Annotated in this window: 24 protein-coding genes; 11 read left to right on the top strand and 13 right to left on the bottom strand. The window is 61.5% G+C overall.

Translation table 11 applies throughout. The features are described from left to right. Positions 1-107 precede the first annotated feature (107 nt). The 5 genes from HXW87_RS12080 (at position 108) to HXW87_RS12060 (ending at position 5,945) form a co-directional block, all read left to right on the top strand. On the top strand, positions 108-1,382 hold the full coding sequence (locus tag HXW87_RS12080; RefSeq protein WP_239778968.1) for a glycerate kinase: 1,275 nt from the start codon (positions 108-110) through the stop codon (positions 1,380-1,382). Next, positions 1,379-2,794, top strand: a complete 1,416-nt coding sequence (gene pyk, locus HXW87_RS12075; protein ID WP_131670002.1) for a pyruvate kinase — start codon at positions 1,379-1,381, stop codon at positions 2,792-2,794. Before HXW87_RS12080 ends, pyk begins: the two co-directional genes overlap by 4 nt. A 207-nt stretch (positions 2,795-3,001) precedes the next feature. Then, complete coding sequence (locus HXW87_RS12070; RefSeq protein ID WP_239778967.1) at positions 3,002-3,916, top strand: urea transporter; 915 nt, start codon at positions 3,002-3,004, stop codon at positions 3,914-3,916. A 21-nt stretch (positions 3,917-3,937) separates the two neighbouring features. After that, positions 3,938-4,762 (top strand): ion transporter, encoded by an 825-nt coding sequence (locus HXW87_RS12065; RefSeq protein ID WP_239778966.1) that lies wholly within the window; start codon positions 3,938-3,940, stop codon positions 4,760-4,762. A gap of 184 nt (positions 4,763-4,946) precedes the next feature. Continuing rightward, positions 4,947-5,945: a sulfate ABC transporter substrate-binding protein gene (locus HXW87_RS12060; protein ID WP_239778965.1), complete on the top strand. Its 999-nt coding sequence runs from the start codon at positions 4,947-4,949 to the stop codon at positions 5,943-5,945. Positions 5,946-6,090: 145 nt separating this feature from the next. Here HXW87_RS12060 and HXW87_RS12055 read toward each other — a convergent pair whose 3' ends face one another. Continuing rightward, positions 6,091-6,711, bottom strand: coding sequence for a DUF5666 domain-containing protein (locus tag HXW87_RS12055; protein WP_041072915.1), 621 nt, complete (start codon positions 6,709-6,711; stop codon positions 6,091-6,093). 243 nt (positions 6,712-6,954) lie between these two features. Here HXW87_RS12055 and HXW87_RS12050 point away from each other — a divergent pair, with 243 nt between their 5' ends. After that, positions 6,955-8,142, top strand: coding sequence for an MFS transporter (locus HXW87_RS12050; RefSeq protein WP_239778964.1), 1,188 nt, complete (start codon positions 6,955-6,957; stop codon positions 8,140-8,142). 69 nt (positions 8,143-8,211) lie between these two features. Here HXW87_RS12050 and HXW87_RS12045 read toward each other — a convergent pair whose 3' ends face one another. After that, positions 8,212-8,616, bottom strand: a complete 405-nt coding sequence (locus HXW87_RS12045; protein WP_239778963.1) for a type II toxin-antitoxin system HicB family antitoxin — start codon at positions 8,614-8,616, stop codon at positions 8,212-8,214. Then, complete coding sequence (locus HXW87_RS12040; protein ID WP_041072921.1) at positions 8,616-8,828, bottom strand: type II toxin-antitoxin system HicA family toxin; 213 nt, start codon at positions 8,826-8,828, stop codon at positions 8,616-8,618. Before HXW87_RS12040 ends, HXW87_RS12045 begins: the two co-directional genes overlap by 1 nt. A gap of 307 nt (positions 8,829-9,135) precedes the next feature. On the opposite strand from HXW87_RS12040, the gene HXW87_RS12035 reads away from it, so the two are divergent. The 3 genes from HXW87_RS12035 to HXW87_RS12025 all read left to right on the top strand — a co-directional run bounded on the left by HXW87_RS12035 (position 9,136) and on the right by HXW87_RS12025 (position 11,145). Then, the gene (locus HXW87_RS12035) at positions 9,136-10,023 is read left to right on the top strand and encodes a LysR family transcriptional regulator (protein ID WP_239778962.1); all 888 of its coding nucleotides are present in this window, start codon (positions 9,136-9,138) and stop codon (positions 10,021-10,023) included. A gap of 82 nt (positions 10,024-10,105) precedes the next feature. After that, on the top strand, positions 10,106-10,573 hold the full coding sequence (locus HXW87_RS12030) for a helix-turn-helix domain-containing protein (RefSeq protein WP_095667166.1): 468 nt from the start codon (positions 10,106-10,108) through the stop codon (positions 10,571-10,573). Further along, positions 10,570-11,145 carry a PIN domain-containing protein gene (locus tag HXW87_RS12025; RefSeq protein ID WP_182404132.1) on the top strand — a complete coding sequence of 192 codons (576 nt, stop codon included), beginning with the start codon at positions 10,570-10,572 and terminating at the stop codon, positions 11,143-11,145. The genes HXW87_RS12030 and HXW87_RS12025 overlap by 4 nt, the downstream gene beginning before the upstream one ends. 58 nt (positions 11,146-11,203) lie before the next feature. On the opposite strand, the gene HXW87_RS12020 is transcribed toward HXW87_RS12025, so the two are convergent. The 10 genes from HXW87_RS12020 to ccmA all read right to left on the bottom strand — a co-directional run bounded on the left by HXW87_RS12020 (position 11,204) and on the right by ccmA (position 18,585). Further along, positions 11,204-11,608 carry a hypothetical protein gene (locus HXW87_RS12020; RefSeq protein WP_182404131.1) on the bottom strand — a complete coding sequence of 135 codons (405 nt, stop codon included), beginning with the start codon at positions 11,606-11,608 and terminating at the stop codon, positions 11,204-11,206. A gap of 27 nt (positions 11,609-11,635) precedes the next feature. Next, entirely contained in the window at positions 11,636-12,838 is a 1,203-nt protein-coding gene (ccmI, locus tag HXW87_RS12015; protein ID WP_047292588.1) for a c-type cytochrome biogenesis protein CcmI, read from the bottom strand. Then, a complete protein-coding gene (locus HXW87_RS12010) occupies positions 12,835-13,305 on the bottom strand; it encodes a cytochrome c-type biogenesis protein (protein WP_108182063.1) in 471 nt (156 codons plus the stop codon). The genes ccmI and HXW87_RS12010 overlap by 4 nt, the downstream gene beginning before the upstream one ends. Beyond that, positions 13,302-13,838 carry a DsbE family thiol:disulfide interchange protein gene (locus tag HXW87_RS12005; RefSeq protein ID WP_041072930.1) on the bottom strand — a complete coding sequence of 179 codons (537 nt, stop codon included), beginning with the start codon at positions 13,836-13,838 and terminating at the stop codon, positions 13,302-13,304. The genes HXW87_RS12010 and HXW87_RS12005 overlap by 4 nt, the downstream gene beginning before the upstream one ends. Then, the gene (locus HXW87_RS12000; RefSeq protein WP_239778961.1) at positions 13,835-15,823 is read right to left on the bottom strand and encodes a heme lyase CcmF/NrfE family subunit; all 1,989 of its coding nucleotides are present in this window, start codon (positions 15,821-15,823) and stop codon (positions 13,835-13,837) included. The genes HXW87_RS12005 and HXW87_RS12000 overlap by 4 nt, the downstream gene beginning before the upstream one ends. A gap of 3 nt (positions 15,824-15,826) precedes the next feature. Further along, positions 15,827-16,282, bottom strand: a complete 456-nt coding sequence (gene ccmE / locus HXW87_RS11995; RefSeq protein WP_041072935.1) for a cytochrome c maturation protein CcmE — start codon at positions 16,280-16,282, stop codon at positions 15,827-15,829. After that, positions 16,279-16,455: a heme exporter protein CcmD gene (gene ccmD / locus HXW87_RS11990; protein WP_003222944.1), complete on the bottom strand. Its 177-nt coding sequence runs from the start codon at positions 16,453-16,455 to the stop codon at positions 16,279-16,281. The genes ccmE and ccmD overlap by 4 nt, the downstream gene beginning before the upstream one ends. After that, entirely contained in the window at positions 16,452-17,207 is a 756-nt protein-coding gene (locus tag HXW87_RS11985) for a heme ABC transporter permease (protein WP_095667169.1), read from the bottom strand. Before HXW87_RS11985 ends, ccmD begins: the two co-directional genes overlap by 4 nt. Before the next feature lie 77 nt (positions 17,208-17,284). Next, positions 17,285-17,953 carry a heme exporter protein CcmB gene (gene ccmB, locus HXW87_RS11980; protein WP_003222942.1) on the bottom strand — a complete coding sequence of 223 codons (669 nt, stop codon included), beginning with the start codon at positions 17,951-17,953 and terminating at the stop codon, positions 17,285-17,287. Continuing rightward, positions 17,950-18,585 (bottom strand): cytochrome c biogenesis heme-transporting ATPase CcmA, encoded by a 636-nt coding sequence (gene ccmA / locus HXW87_RS11975; RefSeq protein WP_182404130.1) that lies wholly within the window; start codon positions 18,583-18,585, stop codon positions 17,950-17,952. Before ccmA ends, ccmB begins: the two co-directional genes overlap by 4 nt. A 197-nt stretch (positions 18,586-18,782) precedes the next feature. Between ccmA and HXW87_RS11970 the strand changes: the two genes are divergently transcribed. Both HXW87_RS11970 and HXW87_RS11965 read left to right on the top strand, forming a co-directional pair. After that, positions 18,783-20,363, top strand: a complete 1,581-nt coding sequence (locus HXW87_RS11970) for a flagellar hook-length control protein FliK (protein WP_182404129.1) — start codon at positions 18,783-18,785, stop codon at positions 20,361-20,363. Continuing rightward, positions 20,360-20,689, top strand: a complete 330-nt coding sequence (locus HXW87_RS11965; RefSeq protein ID WP_182404128.1) for an EscU/YscU/HrcU family type III secretion system export apparatus switch protein — start codon at positions 20,360-20,362, stop codon at positions 20,687-20,689. The genes HXW87_RS11970 and HXW87_RS11965 overlap by 4 nt, the downstream gene beginning before the upstream one ends. Positions 20,690-20,747: the final 58 nt, after the last annotated feature.

Raw genomic sequence — 20,747 nt, 5'->3', positions numbered from 1 at the left:
CCTGAATGACCGCGGCGCCTGAATCGCTGGCAAGCCAGCTCCCACAAGGATCGCGTCGCTGCACCGTTGTCGTTCCATCCCAATAACAAGAATTCCGGGAGCCCGCCATGTCGGTCGATCCGCAACAACTGCTGCGTGAGCTGTTTGCCACAGCCATCGACGCGGCCCATCCGAACCAGGTCCTCGAAGCCCATCTGCCTGCCGATCGCACGGGTCGGGTGATCGTCATCGGCGCCGGCAAAGCCGCCGCTGCCATGGCACAAGTGGTCGAGCGCAGCTGGCAGGGCGAAGTCTCGGGCCTGGTAGTGACCCGTTACGGTCACGGCGCCCCGTGCGAAAAAATCGAAGTGGTCGAAGCCGCGCACCCGGTACCGGACGCTGCCGGCCTGGCCGTGGCCAAACGCGTGCTGGAACTGGTCAGCAATCTGACTGAAGACGACCGCGTGATCTTCCTGCTGTCCGGTGGCGGCTCTGCCCTGCTCGCCCTGCCGGCCGAAGGTATCACCCTGGCGGACAAGCAGTCGATCAACAAAGCCCTGCTCAAATCCGGCGCGACCATCGGCGAAATGAACTGCGTACGCAAGCACCTCTCGGCGATCAAGGGCGGGCGCCTCGGCAAGGCTTGCTGGCCTGCCACTGTCTATACCTATGCGATTTCCGATGTGCCGGGCGACCTCGCCACGGTCGTCGCTTCCGGCCCGACCGTGGCCGACCCGAGCACTTCCGCCGAAGCGCTGGCGATCCTTAAGCGCTACGGCATCGAAGTCCCGGCGTCCGTGCGTACTTGGCTGCAAAGCCCGGAATCGGAAACCGTCAAACCCGGCGACCCGAGCCTGACCCGCAGCCATTTCCAGTTGATCGCCCGCCCGCAGCAATCGCTGGATGCCGCGGCGGTGAAATGCCGCCAGGCCGGTTTCAGCACGCTGATCCTTGGCGACCTGGAAGGTGAATCCCGCGAAGTGGCGAAGGTCCACGCCGGCATCGCCCGGCAGATCATCAATCACGGGCAGCCACTGGCAGCGCCGTGCGTGATTCTCTCCGGCGGCGAAACCACCGTGACCGTACGCGGCAATGGCCGTGGCGGGCGCAACGCCGAATTCCTCCTCAGCCTCACCGACAGCCTCAAAGGCCAGCCCGGCGTCTACGCGCTGGCCGGTGACACCGACGGCATCGACGGTTCGGAAGACAACGCCGGCGCGATCATGACCCCGGACAGCTACGCCCGCGCCGCCGCCCTCGGTTTGAGCGCCAGCGACGAGCTGGATAACAACAACGGTTACGGCTACTTCGAGGCGCTCGACGCGCTGATCGTCACCGAACCGACCCGCACCAACGTCAACGACTTCCGCGCCATCCTGATCCTTGAGAACTGCAAATCATGACGCCTGATAAAAAGGTCAAAATCCTCGCCACCCTCGGGCCTGCCGTCGACGGCATCGAAGACATCCGTGAACTGGTCGAGGCCGGGGTCAACATCTTCCGCCTGAACTTCAGCCACGGCGATCACGCCGACCACGCCAAGCGCTATCAGTGGATCCGCGAAGTCGAGCGCCAGCTCAACTATCCGCTGGGCATTCTGATGGATTTGCAGGGGCCGAAACTGCGCGTCGGCAAGTTCGCCGACGGCAAGGTGCAGCTGCATCGCGGTCAGGCGTTCCGCCTCGATCTGGACCCGACCCCGGGCGATGAACGCCGGGTGAACCTGCCGCACCCGGAGATCATCGCCGCGCTCGAAGCCGGCATGGATCTGCTGCTGGATGACGGCAAACTGCGCCTGCGCGTGGTCAGCAAATACTCCGACGCGATCGACACCACCGTGCTCGCCGGCGGCGAACTGTCGGACCGCAAAGGCGTGAACGTGCCGCAAGCGGTGCTCGACCTCAGCCCACTGACCGCCAAGGATCGCCGCGACCTGAGTTTCGGTCTGGAACTGGGGGTGGACTGGGTGGCGCTGTCGTTCGTGCAACGCCCGCAGGACATTCTCGAAGCCCGCGAGCTGATCGGCGACAAGGCCTTCCTGATGGCGAAAATCGAGAAGCCGTCGGCGGTTGAGCAATTGCGCGAAATCGCCCAACTGAGCGACGCGATCATGGTCGCTCGCGGCGACCTCGGCGTGGAAGTGCCGGCGGAAAGCGTGCCGCAAATCCAGAAGAACATCATCAGCACCTGCCGCGAACTGGGTAAACCGGTGGTGGTGGCGACGCAGATGCTCGAATCGATGCGTTTCTCCCCGGCCCCGACCCGCGCCGAAGTCACCGATGTGGCCAACGCCGTGGCTGAAGGCGCAGATGCGGTGATGCTGTCGGCCGAAACCGCGTCCGGCGAATACCCGCTGGAAGCCGTGCAGATGATGAGCAAAATCATTCGCCAGGTGGAAAACGGTCCGGACTACCAGACCCAACTCGACGTCAGCCGACCGAAAGCCGAGGCAACGGTGTCCGATGCGATCAGTTGCGCGATCCGCCGCATCAGCAACGTGCTGCCGGTGGCGGTGCTGGTCAACTACAGCGAATCGGGCGCTTCGACTTTGCGCGCGGCACGGGAACGACCGAAAGCGCCGATCCTCAACCTGACGCCGAACCTGCAGACCGCGCGGCGCTTGAGCGTGGCATGGGGCATTCATTCGGTGGTCAACGATCGCCTGCGTCAGGTCGATGAAGTGTGTTCGACGGCGCTGGAAATCGCCCAGGCGCAAGGCATGGCCGAGCGTGGCGATACCTTGCTGATCACCGCCGGTGTGCCGTTCGGGCAGCCGGGATCGACCAACTCACTGCGGATCGAAACGCTGATCTGACCCATATTTTGATGTGAATACAAAACCTGTGGTGAGGGGATTCATCCCCGATTGACTGCGCAGCAGTCACCGCTTCAAGAGAGTGACGGTTTTCACAGAAAAACCGCATTCACCGATTTGGGGCTGCTTCGCAGCCATCGGGGATAAATCCCCTCACCACAGGTAAGCAAGACCTTTTGATTGTCCCACTGCCCAGATTTTTTCAACATGCCTGCCAATCATTTCAACACCCACTGCCCCGACTGGGCCGAGGCTTTGCTCAACGGTTTCAGTCAGATTTTCCTCCAGCGCCATCCGCTGTGCGGCCTGTTGTGCCTGCTGGCGATCCTGCTCACTGCGCCGGTGCTGTTTGCCGGCGCGCTGCTCGGTGCAGTCGCCGGACTGCTCACCGCGCAACGACGCAACTATGTCAAGGCGGATCGTCAGGCCGGGTTGTTCAGTTACAACGGCGTGCTGCTTGGCTTGGTGCTGAGCCTGTATTTCCCGTGGTCGCCGATGCTGCCGCCGCTGATTCTGGCGGCCGGTGGCCTCAGTGCGATGGTCACTCAGCAATGGCTTAAACACGTGTACCGCAGCCGATCGATACCGGCCTACACCTCACCGTTTGTAGCAATGAGCTGGGTGTTACTGTTGTTCGCCGAACCGTCTGCGCCGATGACTCACATCGAGATGACCACGCTGAACCTGCTCGCCGCTGAACTGCGTGGACTGGGTCAGGTGATGTTCCTCGGTCATCCGCTGGCCGGCGCGTTGATCGGCATCGGTCTTTTGATCGCCGATCGCCGCGCGTTCTGCTGGGCGCTGCTGGCTTCCGGCATCGGCCTGGCATCCAGCCTGCTGCACCACGAAACCGCTGCAGCGTTGCTGGGACTGGGCAGTTACAACGCGGTGCTCGCCGCCCTCGCCTTCAGTTCACAGCGTCAACAACCGTGGCTACCGCTGCTGGGCATCGTCCTGGCGCTGCTGGTCACCCCGCTGTTCGCCGCCCTTGGTCTGGCGACGCTGACCGCGCCGTTCATCCTCGCCGGCTGGCTGATCCGCGCCGGGATCCAGATGCTCGGCAAAGCGGCCGTCGACGCCACGCCTTGCGCACAGGGGGACAATCAACCTAGGCTGCGCTGATCTTCAATTCAGGCGTTATCCATGGACAGCAGCAACAGTTGGCGTGAACGGCTTTACGTGATGATTTTCCAGAGCGACACCCTCGCCGGGCGGCGCTTCGACGGCACCTTGCTGTTGATCATCCTTGCCAGCCTGGTGGTGGTGATGCTCGACAGCATCGACAGCATTCACCAGAACTACGCCGATGTGCTGGCCTACATCGAATGGGGCTTCACCGTCATTTTTCTCGGCGAGTACATCCTGCGCCTGTACTGCTCACCGAAGCCGTTGCGCTACGCCTTCAGTTTCTACGGACTGGTGGATCTGCTGGCGATCGTGCCGGGGATCCTCGCGCTGTATTACAGCGATGCGCAGTACCTGCTGATCATCCGGATCATCCGGATGCTGCGGATCTTCCGCGTACTCAAGCTCAGCCCATACCTCAAGCAAGCCAACTATTTGATGTCGGCGCTGCGCGGCAGCAAGCAGAAGATCGTGGTATTCCTGGTCAGCGTCTGCACCCTGGTGACGGTGTTCGGCACCCTGATGTACGTGATCGAAGGCCCGGAACACGGCTTCACCAGCATCCCCAAAGGCATCTATTGGGCTATCGTGACCCTGACCACCGTCGGCTTCGGCGACATCGTGCCGAAAACCCCGCTGGGCCAGGTAATTTCCTCGCTGGTGATGATCACCGGTTACTCGATCATCGCCGTGCCCACCGGGATCTTCACCGCAGAACTGGCCAACGCCATGCGGGGCGAACAGCTGCAACACGACTGCCCGGTGTGCAAGAAAAACAGCCATGAACAGAACGCAGCGTTTTGCTCTCGGTGTGGCAGTCAGCTGTTCAAGAAAATGGAATAAGCACAGAGCTTTTTAATCTTTAAACGACTATGCGTGCCCCGTTATAGTCACTAGCAAATTGGCATCACCCACAATCCCTGTAGGAGCTGCCGAAGGCTGCGATCTTTTGATCTTGTTTTTAGACCAAAATCAAAAGATCGCAGCCTGCGGCAGCTCCTACACAAAACAAAACAAGGAATGCGCAGTGAAAAAACTCTTTGGCGCCTCACTTCTCGCCGCCGGTCTTGCCTTTGGCAGCGTGGCTCAAGCCGCACCGACCCTGCTCAACGTCTCCTATGACGTGATGCGCGATTTCTACAAGGACTACAACACGGCGTTCCAGAAACACTGGCAGGCCGAGCACAACGAAAACATCACCGTGCAGATGTCCTTCGGCGGTTCGAGCAAGCAGGCGCGCTCGGTGATCGATGGCCTGCCTGCTGACGTCATCACCATGAACATGGCGACCGACATCAACGCCCTCGCCGACAACGGCAAACTGGTGCCGGAAAACTGGGTCACCCGCCTGCCGAACAACAGCGCGCCGTTCACCTCGGCCACCGTCTTCATCGTCCGTAAAGGCAACCCGAAAGCCCTGAAAGACTGGCCGGACCTGTTAAAGGACGGCGTGCAGGTGATCGTGCCGAACCCGAAAACCTCGGGCAACGGCCGCTACACCTACCTCTCGGCCTGGGGCTACGTGCTGAAAAATGGCGGTGACGAAAACAAGGCCAAGGACTTCGTCGGCAAACTGTTCAAGCAATCACCAGTACTCGACACCGGTGGCCGCGCCGCGACCACCACGTTCTTGACCAACCAGATCGGCGACGTGCTGGTGACTTTCGAGAACGAAGCCGAGATGATCGCTCGCGAATTCGGTCGCGATCAGTTTGAAGTGATCTACCCGAGCGTCTCCGCCGAAGCCGAGCCACCAGTGTCGGTGGTCGACAAAGTGGTCGACAAGAAAGGCACCCGCGCTGCCGCCGATGAATACCTGAAGTACCTGTGGTCGCCGCAAGGCCAGGAAATCGCCGCCGCCAACTACCTGCGTCCACGGGACCCGGCAGTGCTGGCGAAGTACACCGATCGTTTCCCGAAAGTCGACTTCCTCTCGGTTGAGAAGACCTTTGGCGACTGGCGTTCGGTGCAGAAGACCCACTTCAATGATGGCGGGATCTTTGATCAGATTTATACCGGTCAGTAAGGCGTGAACTGAAATGAAAAAGGCGACCTCAACAGGTCGCCTTTTTTGTGGCGAACCCCTGTAGGAGCTGCCGCAGGCTGCGATCTTTTGACTTGGATTTTAAAAACCAAGATCAAAAGATCGCAGCCTGCGGCAGCTCCTACAGTTACATCGGCGGCGTGACGCCATCCTTGCCAGCGGAAATCGATTGCGCGGTCAGCGTGCCGTCCGCGCCTTGCGTGACGAACGTCACGATCTTCACCCCGACCTTGAGCAAACTCCGATCCCCTGGCATCAGGTTGACGATCGGCACGTCCTCCGGCACCAGAATCTTCTGCTGCCCGCCCTTGTAGTTGACGGTCAGCACCCGGCCATTGCTCACCACCAGATCACCGACGCTGCCATTGGTCATGCTGCTGCCCTTGGCCAGGTCGAACGGCCGATGGCCGTCGCCGCTGCCGGCCAGTTCTGGTGGGAATACATGCACTTCCAGCGCCTTGAGCGTACCGTCCTCTTGCGGCATGGCCGCCGAGCCGATGTAACTGCCGGGTTTGATGTCCTCGATATTGGCCAGGGTGACGGCGCGCACTTTGGTGTCAGCGGTCAATTGAATCACCACGTTCTCGCCGCTGTTGACGTGGACTTTCAACGAGTCAGCGCTGACTCCGGTGATCTCGCCGCGTACGCCGATCCGCATCCCCGGGGCATCCGCAGCCTGTACTGCGCTGGCGCCAAGCAGACCGATCAGGACAATCGTGGTGGTGTGACGCAGCAGCCGACGCAACATGGCAATCCTCCGTTGGTAAACAGTTGAACAGCAGCGGTAAACATAAGCACGCTATCGAAGAAGATGTAAGTGAATGTATCATCGACGCTCTCCGGCCGGACGCAAGGTTCGCCGATGGACGACACCGCGCTTGAAGCCAATCATTCCGCAACGGAATAACTGCTATCGATACAAGGCTTCTACCGCCACGTCGGTGCGTCCCTTAGCCTCACCGCATTCCCTTTCGCTGGATCGAGAAACCTTATGAACGCTACAACTCACGCAATGACCCGAGGCATGGTGCTGCTGTTCGCCTTTTGCTGCGGTGCCATCGTCGCCAACATCTACTACGCGCAACCGATCATTGGTCTGATCGCACCGGACATCGGCCTCTCCGACACCATGGCCAGCTTCATCGTCTCGCTGACACAGATCGGTTATGCGCTGGGTCTGTTTTTCCTGGTGCCGCTGGGCGACCTGCTGGAAAACCACCGACTGATGATCATCACCACCGTGGTGGCCATTGCCAGCCTGCTCGGCGCGGCGTTCACCAGTCAGCCGAACGTGTTCCTGCTGATCTCTTTGCTGGTGGGCTTCAGTTCGGTGTCGGTGCAGATCCTGATTCCGCTGGCTGCACATCTGGCGCCGGAAGAATCCCGTGGCCGGGTGGTCGGCGGGATCATGGGTGGCTTGCTGTTGGGCATCCTGCTGGCAAGACCGGTATCGAGCGTCGTCGCTGACCATTTCGGCTGGCGCGCGATGTTCATGATTGCTGCGGCGTTGATGGCAGCGATCAGCGTGGTGCTGGCGCTGACCGTGCCCAAGCGTCAACCGGATCACAGCGCCACATACGGCCAACTGATCGGCTCATTGTGGACATTGCTGCGCCAGCAACCGGTGCTGCGTCAGCGCGCGTTTTATCAGGGTTGCATGTTCGCCACCTTCAGCCTGTTCTGGACCGCCGTGCCGTTGGAGCTGGCGCGTAACCATGGCCTGTCGCAGAGCGAGATCGCGATCTTCGCCCTGGTCGGCGCCATCGGTGCCATCGCCGCGCCGATCAGCGGACGCCTAGCGGACGCCGGCCACACCCGCATCGCCTCGCTGCTGGCCATGCTGTTCGCCAGCCTGAGCTTCCTGCCCGCCTTCATCCACCCGGCCTACAGCGTCATCGGCCTGGCCGTGACCGGCGTGGTACTGGATTTCTGCGTGCAGATGAACATGGTTCTCGGCCAGCGCGCGGTCTACTCGCTGGACGCCAAAAGCCGTGGTCGCCTGAATGCGCTGTACATGACCAGCATCTTCATCGGCGGCGCCTTCGGCTCGTCGGTTGCCAGTGCGGTATATGAGCACGGCGGCTGGTTGTGGATCGTGATTATCGGCAGCGCGTTCCCGCTGCTGGCGCTGGTGCGGTTTTTGAGTGCTTCGCAACGTGGTTCATTGGCAACCGCTTAAGACGTCAAAAGCATCGCAAGCAGGTTCGCTCCCACAGGTTGTTCACCGGGCCCATGGGAGCGATGACGCTCAATACCGAACCAGTTTCTCCATCGCCGCATCCGCCAGAAACGAAGAACGGCTTTTGACATTGTGTTCACGCACATAGCGATCGATGCGCTGGATCACATAGCCTGGCAACGTCACGTTGACCTTCTCGGTCTTGCCCATGTACGGCGAGATATCCAGCTCGAGCATGCCCCAGCCCATGTCGGCAAACTCCGGGTTATTGCGATGGGTTGCTGCCAACGTCGGCATCGGAATCGATTCGCCGTCCGCCGCCATCTCCTGCAGCATGAGATGGGCAACTTCAACGGCTGCGTTGTAAGCGTCCTCGAAAGTGTCCCCGGCCGTGACGGCGCCGGGAATGTCAGGTATCTGAATACCGATGGCGGTGTTGTCGTCACCCCATTCGATGCAGATCGGATATTGCATTATGGATCTCCCTTGCAGCTGGCTGGCGGGTGGTACAACCCGGCACGCCTCCTGATGCTTTTGACCGTCCCCAGCGGCAAATCCTTTTTCGGGTGGGGAACGGGAATGGTGTACGGGTTGTAACGATGCCTGAAGATGTGATGACTGCCGGTGACTCGATCCAGCGTCCAGCCTGCCTCCTCCAGCTCCTTGATCAATAGCCTGCTTTGCACCTACCGCCTTCTTGCTCCGGCCGAATAAAAGTAACTCTAGAGTTATCTTTACTCAAGCACATGAATCTGCAGAACGACGTTCGGTTGTTTTACCGCATGTGATCGATGGCACAGTCTTGTCCACGGATTAAACTCAGCGACTCGCAAAGCTATATCCTGGCCAACACACTGTTCCCCTGTGGGAGCGAGCCTGCTCGCGAAAGCGGTCTGATATTCAACAAATGTGCTGGCTGATCCGACGCCTTCGCGAGCAAGCTCGCTCCCACAGGGCTCCTCTGAATGCTTGAAGATTGCACAAGGACCTGAGATGGACCGCCTCGCCGCCATGGAAACCTTCGTCTGCGTCGTCGAAACCGGCTCGTTTTCCGCCGCCGCGCGACTCTTGAATATCGGCCAGCCCGCCGTGTCGAAAACCATCGCTCAGCTGGAAAAGCGCCTGGCGGTCAGCCTGTTGCTGCGCTCGACCCGTGGCCTGACGCCAACCGAAGCCGGCCTGGCGTTTTTTGAGCGAGCCAGACGCGCCATCGACGAAGCCAACGAAGCCGATAACGCCGCCCGTGGCAGCGCCGGCGGTTTGCGCGGCAACCTGCGGATCAGCGCGGCGGTGACGTTCGGTCGCCTGCACGTCGTGCCGCAACTGGGGGCGTTTCTCGCTCAGCATCCGCACCTGAACATCGACCTGATGCTCGATGACCGCAACATCAATCTGGTCGAAGAAGGCATCGACGTCGCCCTGCGCATGGGCCCGCTCAGTGACTCCAGCCTCACCGCGCGCAAAATCGCCGACTGCCGCCGCGTGGTGCTCGGCAGCCCGGCCTACTTCGCCCGCCACGGTGAGCCGTGCTGCCCGACCGATCTGGATCAGCATCAAGGCATTGTCTACAACCTCAGCGGCGGCGCCACCTGGACCTTCACCAAAGGCAGCGAACAGCAGACACACACCTTGACCGGCCGCCTGCGCGTCAGCGCCGCCGAAGGTTTGCGCGCAGCCGTGCTGGCCGATCAGGGCCTGGCGATTGCCTCGCAATGGATGTTCGCCCCGGAGCTGGCAAGCGGCGCGGTCAGGGCGGTGATGAGTGATTGGGCATTGCCGGATCAGGATTTGTGGGCGGTGTTCCCCACGGGACGGATGGTCAGTGCGAAGGCGCGGGCATTTGTGGAGTACATGGAAAACTTGCTGACACACCTGAACTGAACCAGCGCCTGTTTCGTTTATTGCGGTTTTCGTTTAATTCGAATAACGTTCCGGCATCTTATTCAGAATGCTGGAATCCATTATGTCGATTGTCCTCCACCCCTCTCTCAACCTCCCGGTGGAGCGCGAAGTCCAAGCCGCCATCGAAGGCAAACGCGCGCTCGCCGCCTATCTGGCGACCCAATTCGAAACACAGCACATCCAGATTTTCGACGAACAGAACCAGGCGCATCAGGTCGAGCTTCCGACGTCGGCACTGCGGCTACTGATGGATATTCTGGCGGAGCTGGCTGAAGGAAACGCCGTCAAAGTCGTACCGGTGCATGCCGAACTGACCACTCAGGAGGCCGCCGACCTGCTCAATGTCTCACGCCCGCACCTGATAAAACTGCTGGAAAGCGGCGAGTTGTCCTACCACAAAACCGGCAAGCACCGACGTGTGCGTTTCGCCGATTTGATGGACTATAAAACCCGGCGCGATACCGCCAGCGAGCAGGCAATGGCGCTTCTCGCGGAGCAGGCACAGGCTTTAAGGACAGGATACGAGTGAGGCATTCCCCTTTCACCGCTGTATACGATGCATGTGTTTTGTACCCCGCCCCGCTTAGAGACTTGCTGATGTGGCTCGCGCTTTCGGGGCGATTTCGAGCCCGATGGACCCAGGAGATTCACGGCGAATGGAAACGCAATTTATTGAAGAAGCGAACCGATCTGACGATGGAGCAACTGGATCGCACGTCCGAGCTTATGGATCGTGCGATACCCGATGCCTGTGTCTGTGACTATGAAGCGCTGATCACCGGGCTTTCCCTGCCCGATCCCAACGACCGCCATGTATTGGCTGCAGCCATACGCTGCGGCGCTGGGGTGATCGTGACATTCAACCTGAAAGATTTTCCCGATACCTGCCTCGCCCCCTATGGCGTCGAGGCCCAACACCCAGATGAGTTTGTCGAGAACCTGTTTCACCTTAATCCGGCAGCTGTTATCGCTGCGGCGCAACGACAGCGCCAACAACTGAAATTTCCGCCAATGGAGATCGAGCCGTTCCTTGACCTTTTGCGGCGCCAGGGATTGGTTGAGTCAGTTCGGGCGCTTAGCGCCTACCGTGCGATGCTCTGAATACTCGTTTTGGAACACCAGACAAACAAACGGCGATCCAAAGATCGCCGCGTGCTCATCACTGCCCGAACTGTTTGCCCAACCCCGGCGGCACGCCGTGGATGTCGGTGTCTTCCCACGGGCCGTTGGGGCTGATCGAGCGGGTCCAGCCGTTGTTCCAGCGGAAGTAGGTGCGCTGGCGGTAGAAGGTGTTGGGCTGGTTGTCGAGGACGTAGACGCCGAGTTTCTGGTCCCAGTGGCTGTTGCCGCCCGGTGGCGGGGCGAAACTGGCTGAGGTGCGCGGGACTGGCTTGGACGGTTTAGCCGGGATGCTCTTGCCTGGTGTCGGCGAGGTCGACGGGGTCGGGCTCGGTTGTGACGGCGGGATGGGTGGCAGGTTGGTGGTCGGTTCCGGTCGGTGCACCGCACATGCGCTCATGCTCAAGGCCAATGTAATGACGGTGATGCGGGCGAGGCTGTGCATGGCGGTGCTTTCCTGTGGGTTCCGGGGTTATTGGTCCGGGCTGTCAATGGTCAGTGTTTGCGGCGCGGTGGTGCTGCTGGCCAGCGGGCCGCTGCGACCCACCCACTCCCCGGCGGTCGGTTGACCGGCGCGGGAGATGCGCGCAACCAGTTGGACTTCAGGAAAGTTCGACAGTTTCAACTGCGGCATCATCGCGTCGGCATCGCCCAGTTCGACGGTCACCGGCAGGTCCGCCACGGTCAGGCGCTTGGCCGCCAACGGTGCCGGCGGGCCGGAAACGGCACGGGCGAAGATGAACACGCTGTCGCCCGGTTGCACCTTGCCTTTGAGTTCGCTGGCCAGATCGACGCGCACCTTGAGCAGCGCGGCAACCTTGGCGGCCGGTGCGGCGGCGACCTTGCCGCCGCTGGCTTCAAGCCGTTCAGTGGCGCGGTTGATGCCGCCCTGCAGGGCTTCGCGGGACTTGTCGTCCTCTGGCAATTGCGCCAGCAGGCGATTCCAATAGTCGATGGCCTGCTGATAACGCTCGCCTTCAAACGCGGCGATGCCGAGCAGGCCGAGGCTGGTGACTTCTTTCGGGTCGGCTTTCAGCGCTTCGTCGGTCAGGGCCTGGAGCTTGTCCGACCATTTTTTACCGTCGGCAAAATACTGCGCCTGTGCCCACTGCCCGAGCAGCTCCGGCTGGCGACCGGCAAGGTTGGCCGCGCGTTCGAACATCTTCGCCGCGTCCGCCGGGCGATCCTGGGCCATGTAGGTGCGACCGAGGAAGTACAGACCTTCCGCCGAATCCGGTTGCGCGGCGACGGCTCGTTCCAGACGCCGGGTCATCTCTTCCATCGACTGCGGCGCCTGGGCGAACTCGCGGGTCAGCTCGACCTTGTCCGCAGCACCGAAATGCAGGTACAGCCCCAGGCCCAACACCGGCACCAGCACCGCTGCCAACAACGGCAACGGCTTGCCCAGTTTCGACACACGCGGTGCGGCAACGCCCTCGGTATCGGCGAGCAGTTCACGCGCCGCTTCCGCACGACCGCTGTCCATTTGCGCCGCATCGAGCACGCCTTCGGCCTGCTGCGCTTGCAGTTCGGCGACGCGTTCCTGATACAGCGCGACGTTCAGAGCAGTCCGATCCTCTTCACGCTGGGCGCGACGGCCACGCAAAACCGGAATCAGCAGAAAACTCAGGGCGACCAGAAGCAACAGCCCTGCGGCAAGCCAGAAATCAATCATTCTTGGTTTTTATCCAACAGTTGGTCGAGGCGCTGACGTTCTTCGGTGGACAGCGATGACGGGGTTTCGGCGCGCTGACCGCGACGACGGCGCACGATCAGCACAATCACTACCAGACCGCCAAGCAGCAGCCCGGCCGGGCCGAACCACAGCAGCGCAGTCTTGGCGTTGAGCGCCGGTTTGTAGCGGACGAAATCACCGTAGCGATCAACCATGAAATCGATGATCTGCTGATTGTCCTTGCCCTCGCCGAGCATGCGGAAAATCTCTTTACGCAGGTCAGCGGCAATCGGTGCGTTGGAGTCGGCGATGTCCTGGTTCTGGCACTTGGGACAGCGCAGTTCCTTGGTCAACTCGCGGAAACGCTCGCGATCGCCTTCCTTGGCGAACTCGTAGGTGTCGATCGCGGCATGCGCCATACCGGCCAGACTCAGGCCCAAGACCACGGCAGCGATAAAGCGCTTCATGGCTTGGCCTCATCGACCAGCGCCTGATACTTGGCTGCGAGTTTTTCGCGCCAGACCTGTTCGTCGATCACCCCGACGTACTTGTCGCGGATGATGCCCTTGGCGTCGATAAAGAAGGTTTCCGGCGCGCCGTACACGCCGAGGTTGAGGCCCAGCGAACCTTCATCGTCACGGATGTCCAGCAGGTACGGGTTGTGGAATTCGGCCAGCCACTTCAACGCATCGGCGTTGGTGTCCTTGTAGTTGATGCCGTAGATCACCACGCCGCGCTCGGCCAGTTTATTCAGCACCGGGTGCTCGACCCGGCAGGAAATGCACCAGGTGCCCCAGACGTTGACCAGTGCCGGTTTGCCGAGGATGTCGGCCTTGGTCAGGGTCTTGTCGCCCTGCACATTCGGCAGGCTGAATTCCGGGAAGGGCTTGTTGATCATCGCCGACGGCAGTTCCGCCGGATCGAGGTACAGACCGCGATAAAGAAACACCGCCACCAGCAGGAAAATCGCCAGGGGTACCAGCATCAACCAACGTCTCATGCAGCCGCTCCTTGCAGGCCGAGGGCTTCACGCACCCGGGCTTTGACCTTGACTCGATAACGCCGATCCAGCGCCGCCAGCAATCCGCCCAGACCGGTCAGCAGACCACCAAACCAGATCCAGCGCACGAACGGTTTGACGTGAACCCGCACCGCCCACGCGCCGTTTTCCAGCGGCTCGCCTAGGGCGACATAGAGATCGCGAGTGAAACCGGCGTCGATCCCGGCCTCGGTCATCATCGAACTCTGCACGGTGTACAGGCGTTTTTCCGGGTGCAACACGCTGACTTCCTTGCCGTCGCGGATCACCCGGATGGTGCCCTTGTCGGAGGTGAAGTTCGGCCCCTCGAAGTGCTTGGCGCCTTCGAAGATAAAGTGATAGCCGGCCAGGTCCATCGACTCGCCCGGCGCCAGACGCAGGTCGCGTTCGGCACTGTTCTGGCTCGACAGCACTACACCTAGGGCGCACACGGCGATGCCCAGGTGCGCGATCTGCATGCCCCAGTAGCTGCGGGTCAAGGTTGGCAGGCCTTTGATCAGGCCCTTGTGGCGAGTCTTGTCGAAGATGTCGCGCACACCGGCGAGCAGCACCCACGCAGCAAGCAGGAACGTCGCGATCACCGCCCAGTTGAAATCGCCGTAAGCGACACCGGCCACCACCGCCAACGCGACGCTGCCCAGCAGCACCGGGGTCAGCATGTTCGCCAGCCACTTCACCGGCGTGTCTTTCCAGCGCACGATCACGCCGACCGCCATCACCAGCATCAACAACGCCATCAGCGGGATGAACAGCGCGTTGAAGTACGGCGGGCCGACCGACAGCTTGGCGCCGCTCAAGGCATCGAGAATCAGCGGATACAGGGTGCCGAGCAGGATCATCGACGCCGCCACCACCAGCACCAGATTGTTGCCCAGCAGCAGGGTTTCCCGCGACCACAGGTTGAAGCCGACCTGGCTCTTGACCACTGGCGCGCGCAACGCAAACAGCGTCAGCGAACCACCGACCACGAACAGCAGGAAGATCAGGATGAACACGCCGCGCTCAGGGTCGGAAGCAAACGCGTGCACCGAGGTCAGCACGCCGGAACGCACGAGGAAGGTACCGAGCAGGCTCAACGAAAATGCGGCAATCGCCAGCAACACCGTCCAGCTCTTGAACACCCCACGTTTTTCCGTGACGGCCAGCGAGTGGATCAACGCGGTGCCGACCAGCCAGGGCATGAACGAGGCGTTTTCCACCGGGTCCCAGAACCACCAGCCGCCCCAGCCGAGTTCGTAGTAGGCCCACCACGAACCGAGGGTGATGCCGATGCCGAGGAACGCCCAGGCGACAATCGTCCACGGCCGCGACCAGCGCGCCCAAGCAGCATCAAGACGACCACCGAGCAGTGCGGCGATGGCGAAGGCGAACGCCACCGAGAACCCCACATACCCCATATAGAGCATCGGTGGATGCACGATCAGGCCGATGTCCTGCAGCAGCGGATTGAGGTCACGACCGTCGGCCGGAATCTGCGGCAGGATCCGCGAAAACGGGTTGGAGGTGAGGATCAGAAACAACAGGAAACCAGTGCTGATCATGCCCATTACCGCCAGCACGCGAGCGAGCATGACTTGCGGCAACTGCCGGGAAAACACCGATACGGCGAAGGTCCAGCCACCGAGGATCAACGCCCACAGCAGCAGCGACCCTTCGTGGGCGCCCCACACCGCGCTGAACTTGTAGTACCACGGCAAGGCGCTGTTGGAGTTCATGGCCACGTAGCCGACCGAAAAATCGTCGGTCATGAATGCGTAGGTCAGGCAACCGAAGGCAAACAGCAGGAACGCGAACTGCCCCCACGCCGCCGGCTGGGCCAGGCCCATCCACAGACGGTCGCCGCGCCACGCACCGAGCAGCGGCACCACGGCCTGCACCAGCGCGAAACACAGCGCCAGAATCATCGCCAGATGGCCGAGCTCGGGAATAAACAGTGCAGACGTCATCAATCAACCCTCCTTCGCTGGGGTCGGTGCCGATTGACCACTGTCTTTCAGCGCTTTAGTCACTTCCGGCGGCATGTACTTCTCGTCGTGCTTGGCCAGCACTTCATCGGCCACCACCACGCCGTCGGCGTTGAGTTTGCCCAGGGCGACGATGCCCTGCCCTTCGCGGAACAGATCCGGGAGGATCCCGCGGTAGGTGATGGTCACGGCTTTGTTGAAGTCGGTGACGACGAATTTGACGTCCAGCGAGTCCGGCGAACGTTGCAGCGAGCCCTTCTCGACCATGCCGCCAGCGCGGATGCGCGTGTCGTGCGGCGCTTCGCCGTTGGCAATCTGGGTCGGCGTGTAAAACAGGTTGATGTTTTCCTGCAGGGCGCTGAGGGCCAGGCCGACGGCAGCGCCGACCCCGACCAGAATCGCCAGAATGAGGGTCAGACGTTTTTTGCGCAGCGGATTCACTTGCCGTTCTCCCGGCGCAGACGACGCGCCTCTTGTTGCAGATAGCGCTTGCGGGCCGCAATCGGTGCGACCACGTTGAGGATCAGTACTGCCAGACAGATGCCGTAGGCCGACCAGACATACAGGCCGTGGTGGCCCATGGCGAGGAAGTCGCCAAATGAAGCGAAACTCATCGCACGGCCTCCAGGCTGTTCTGCACTTCTTCTTTGACCCAACTGGCGCGCGCTTCGCGCTTGAGCACTTCAAGGCGCATGCGCAGCAACAGCACGGCACCGAAGAAGCAGTAGAACCCCAGCACCGTCAGCAACAGCGGCAGCCACATTTCAGCGGGCATCGCCGGTTTTTCCGTAAGGGTGAAGGTCGCGCCCTGGTGCAGGGTGTTCCACCACTCCACCGAGTACTTGATGATCGGAATGTTGATCACTCCGACAATCGCCAGCACCGCGCAGGCCTTGGCGGCGCTGTCGCGATTGCTGATCGCGTTGCCCAGCGCAATCACCCCGAAATACAGGAACAGCAGAATCAGCATCGACGTCAGCCGCGCATCCCAGACCCACCACGAGCCCCAGGTCGGCTTGCCCCAGATCGCCCCGGTGACCAGCGCCACGGCGGTCATCCACGCGCCGATCGGCGCGGCGCATTGCAGGGCGACGTCGGCCAGTTTCATCTTCCACACCAGGCCGACCACGCCGCACACCGCCAGCATCACGTAGATCGACTGCGCGAGCATCGCCGCCGGCACGTGAATATAGATGATGCGAAAGCTGTTGCCCTGCTGATAGTCCGGCGGCGCGAAGGCCAGGCCCCAGACCACGCCAATGCTGATCAGCAGCAACGCTGCGATGCTCAACCACGGCAGGAACTTGCTGCTGATGCCGTAGAACCACTTGGGCGAGCCGAGCTTGTGAAACCAGGTCCAGTTCATACTGTTTCCATCACGGTGCCGCTCATCGATGTGAGCGGTCTCAGGGTCTTTGCTGGTTAATTTTTAACCAGACCTCATTATTCGCCGACGCTGATCTTCAGGCCAGCCGCTATTGCAAAAGGTGTCAGGGTGATCGCCAGGGCAGTCAGGCTACCCAGCCACAGCAGATACCCGGTCGCCGGCATGCCTTGCAACGCGGCCTGCAAGGCGCCACTGCCAAGGATCAACACCGGGATGTACAACGGCAGAATCAGCAACGCCAGCAACAGGCCGCCGCGTTTCAGACCGACCGTCAGCGCCGCACCCACCGCACCGAGCAAGCTCAGCACCGGGGTACCCAGCAGTAACGACAACAGCAACACCGGCAGGCAGGCGACCGGCAAACCGAGCATCAACGCCAGCAACGGCGAGAGCAGAACCAGTGCCAGTCCCGAGAACAGCCAGTGTGCCAGCACCTTGGCCAGCACCAGTAGGGGCAGCGGGTGCGGCGAAAGGACCCACTGTTCCAGGGAGCCATCTTCGAAATCACTGCGAAACAATCCGTCCAGCGACAGCAGGACCGACAACAGCGCGGCCACCCAGACTAACCCCGGGGACAGGTTTTGCAAGACTTGAGTTTCCGGGCCGACGGCCAGCGGGAACAATGCGATGACGATGGCGAAGAAAATCAGCGGATTGGCCAGTTCTGCCGGGCGGCGAAACAGCAGGCGGGACTCACGGGCAACCAGCAGGCCGAACACACTCATACTGCCCAGTTCCCCAGATCGATATCGAGATAACCGGCCGGCATCCGGCTCAGCGTGTGGTGCGTGGTCAGCACCACCAGACCGCCGCGTTCACAGTGCCCGGCCAGGTGCTCTTCAAGTTGCGCCACGCCCTGTTTGTCGAGCGCAGTGAACGGCTCGTCGAGAATCCACAGCGGCGGGCTGTCCAGATACAGCCGCGCCAGTGCCACGCGGCGTTGCTGACCGGCGGACAGGGTGTGGCAGGGAACATCTTCGAAACCGCGCAATCCTACGGCAGCCAATGCTTGCCAGATCGCCTCGCGCGCGGCGGGTCGATGCAGGGCGCAGAGCCAGGACAGGTTCTCTTCCGGGGTCAGCAGGTCCTTGATCCCGGCGGCGTGACCGATCCACAACAGGTTGCGCGCCAGTTCGCTCGGTTGTGCGGTCAAAGGCTGACCGTTGAGCAGCACCTGACCGCTGGTCGGCTGCATCAGCCCGGACAACAGGCGCAGCAGGCTGGTCTTGCCGCTGCCGTTGGGGCCGCTGATCTGCACCATATCGCCACTGGCCAGTCTTAATTCGAGATTTTCGAAGAGCAGCCGCAGGTCTCGCTCGCAGGCAAGGGCAACGGTTTGCAGGACAGGACTGGTCAAGGGATCACGGGCCTTATACGGTTCAAGTCGGCTCTGGCGCGGCCGTTAAAGAGATGCAGGATAAATGCAATGACGGTGCGAACCAGAGAGCTGGATCAAACAATTGCTATGTTTTCTGAACGAAGCGCAAGACGCGCGGCATTATACATGGCGTGCCTTACTCCCAAGAGCGCAATTTCCTCAGGTTGTGTCCGCGTATGACAGGCGAAATGAACATCCTCCCGCTTCCGCCCACCACCCCGGCGAACACGCGCCCGCTGGTGATGAGCGGTGAGTTGCTCAAGCTGCTGACCCCGGTCGAAGGCTTGATCGGTGCCGGGCAAAGCGCTCAGGCCGAGGTGTTGTCACTCAAGCAGGCGGATCAGACTTTCCAACTGCTGCTCAAGGTGACCGTCGACGGCGGCCGCCAGACCACCGTGCAAGCCAGCAGCAACCTGCCGTTGCCGACCGGCACCAACCTGGCGGTTACTCAGCCATCGGCGGGCAATCTGGCGATCACCGTGCAACAGGCGATTGCCAGCAGCGTCGCCGCCCTCACCCGCATCGATACCGCGCAGTTGCCGGTCGGCACACTGCTGCAAGGCAAGGTGCTGACCTCGCAGACACTGCCGCAAGTGCCGGGGCAGCCGACGGTGTACCGCTCGCTGGTCAGTCTGCTCAACACCGCGCAACGTGGCGCCACGCTGGACATCGACAGCCCGACGCCGCTGCGCATCGGCACCCTGCTCTCGGCACTGGTCGAGGATTCGCAAACCCTCAAGTTCGTGCCGCTGAGCAGCCGTCAGGAGCAATTGGCGGTGAGCCAGCAACTGCTCGGCCAGCAGAGTCGCCAAGGCTCGCTGGACGGTTTGCTCAACGCCTTGCAGAACTTGCCGGCCGACGACGATCAGACCTCGCAGGATCTGCGCGCTGCCGTCGTGCGTCTGCTTGCCAATCTGCCCGATGTACAGCAGATGAGCAGCGCCAAAGGCGTGGCCCTGGCCCTGGCCAACAGTGGCGCCTTCCTCGAAGCCAAATTGCTCAGCGGACAGAATCCGGCGCTGGCCCCGGACATGAAAGCCGATCTGCTCAAGCTGATCGCGCAACTGTCGCCGGGTGTGCCAGGCAATGCCAGTTTCAACGCGATCATCGCCGCCAACACCTTGGCGCAAGCGCTACCGAGTTTCGTGCGCAACGCCCTCGGCACCCTGGGTCAGGTCAGCGCCAAACCCGTGCCGAGCAGTTTCCCGCTGCCCGACCGCCTGCTGCAAAGCCTGGACGGCGAAGGCGATCTGGAACATCTGCTGCGCCTCGCCGCCGCCGCCGTGTCGCGCCTGCAAAGCCATCAGTTGTCGAGTCTGGAACAGACCGGGGTCACCGATGACGGCCGCCTGCTCAGCACCTGGCAGCTGGAAATCCCCATGCGCAACCTGCAGGACATCGTGCCGTTGCAGGTCAAGTTCCAGCGCGAAGAAGCGCCGGAAAGAGAACCGCAACCCAACGAACGCCGCGACGAGCGCGAACCCAGACAACAACTGTGGCGCGTCGATCTGGCGTTCGACATGGAGCCGTTGGGGCCGATGCAGATTCAGGCGCAGCTGATTGCCGGCAGCCTGTCGAGTCAGCTCTGGGCCGAACGCCCATACACCGCCGACCTGATCGAAACCAACCTGTTCGCGCTGCGCCAGCGTCTGCTTGATCGCGGGCTGAACGTCGGTGATCTCGACTGCCACCTCGGCACCCCGCCGCAAGGCAATCAAACCCGTCTCGAACACCGCTGGGTCGACGAAACCGCATGAACGATTCCACTGCTCCACGTCAGGCCATCGCCCTCAAATACGACGGCAACCACGCCCCGACCCTCACCGCCAAGGGCGACGAAGAACTGGCCGAAGAAATCCTGCGCATTGCCCGCGACTGTGAAGTGCCGATCTATGAAAACGCCGAGCTGGTGCGCCTGTTGGCGCGAATGCAGCTGGGCGACAGCATCCCCGAAGAGCTGTACCGCACGATTGCCGAGATCATCGCGTTTGCATGGAATCTGAAGGGGAAATTCCCCGAGGGACAGGATCCGGATGCGCCGATGGTCGAGAAGGACATCACCGCACGCGGGGATGATTATTGAGCCTTGAAAGCAAAAGATCGCAGCCTGCGGCAGCTCCTACAGGGAAACGCGTTCCAAT

The sequence above is a fragment of the Pseudomonas sp. Y5-11 genome (genome assembly GCF_022368695.1).
Taxonomy (GTDB): Bacteria; Pseudomonadota; Gammaproteobacteria; order Pseudomonadales; family Pseudomonadaceae; genus Aquipseudomonas; species Aquipseudomonas parakoreensis.
This window is presented reverse-complemented; position numbering and strand designations above follow the sequence as displayed.